This window comes from Azospirillum sp. B4, from assembly GCF_000333275.1.
In the GTDB taxonomy this organism is placed as follows: domain Bacteria; phylum Pseudomonadota; class Alphaproteobacteria; order Azospirillales; family Azospirillaceae; genus Nitrospirillum.
Map to the genome: position 1 here is coordinate 1 of NZ_BACU01000057.1, position 1156 is coordinate 1156.

Genomic DNA, 1156 nt, shown 5'->3' on the forward strand with positions numbered 1-1156 from the left:
TGTGGCCAGCGGTGCGACGGGCACGGGGTTCAGCAATTATTCGGTAAGCTATGCCGACGGCACGCTGACGGTGACCCCGGCGGCGCTGACCATCACGGCCAGCGGGGCGAGCAAGACCTACGGCGCCAGCGCCAGCCTGACGGGGTACAGCAGCAGCGGCCTGGTGAACGGCGACAGCATTGCGGCCGTGACCTTGGCCAGCAGCGGCAGCGGTACGGTGGCCTCGGTGGGCAGCTACAGCGTTGTGGCCAGCGGCGCCACGGGCACGGGGCTCAGCAACTACGCGGTGAGCTATGCCGATGGCACGCTGACGGTGACCCCGGCGGCACTGACCATCACCGCCAGCGGGGCGTCCAAGACCTACGGCGCCAGCGCCAGCCTGACGGGCTACAGCAGCAGCGGCCTGGTGAATGGCGACAGCATTGCGGCCGTGACCTTGGCCAGCAGCGGCAGCGGTACGGTGGCCTCGGTGGGCAGCTACAGCGTTGTGGCCAGCGGCGCCACGGGCACGGGGCTCAGCAACTACGCGGTGAGCTATGCCGATGGCACGCTGACGGTGACCCCGGCGGCACTGACCATCACCGCCAGCGGGGCGTCCAAGACCTACGGCGCCAGCGCCAGCCTGACAGGGTATAGCAGCAGCGGCCTGGTGAATGGCGACAGCATCGCGGCCGTGACCTTGGCCAGCAGCGGGTCCGGCACGGCGGCGTCGGTGGGCAGCTACAGCGTTGTGGCCAGCGGTGCCACGGGCACGGGGCTGAGCAACTACTCGGTAAGCTACGCCGACGGCACGCTGACGGTGACCCCGGCGGCGTTGACCATCACGGCCAGCGGGGCAGCCAAGACCTACGGCGCCAGCGCCAGCCTGACGGGCTACAGCAGCAGCGGCTTGGTGAACGGCGACAGCATCAGCGCCGTGACCCTGGCCAGCAGCGGCAGTGGCACCGCCGCGTCGGTGGGCAGCTACAGCGTTGTGGCCAGCGGAGTGACGGGCACGGGGCTGAGCAACTACTCGGTGAGCTATGCCGACGGCACGCTGACGGTGAATCCCGCCAGCCTGACGATCACGGCCAGCGGGGCGTCCAAGACCTACGGCGCCAGCGCCAGCCTGACGGGGTACAGCAGCAGCGGCCTGGTGAACGGCGACAGCATTGCG

Annotated in this window: 1 protein-coding gene; it reads left to right on the forward strand. The window is 70.0% G+C overall.

The window, feature by feature from the left end; genetic code table 11:
• The coding region (locus tag I55_RS36755; protein WP_044558858.1) for an S-layer family protein at positions 1–1156 on the forward strand (1156 nt) is incomplete at both ends.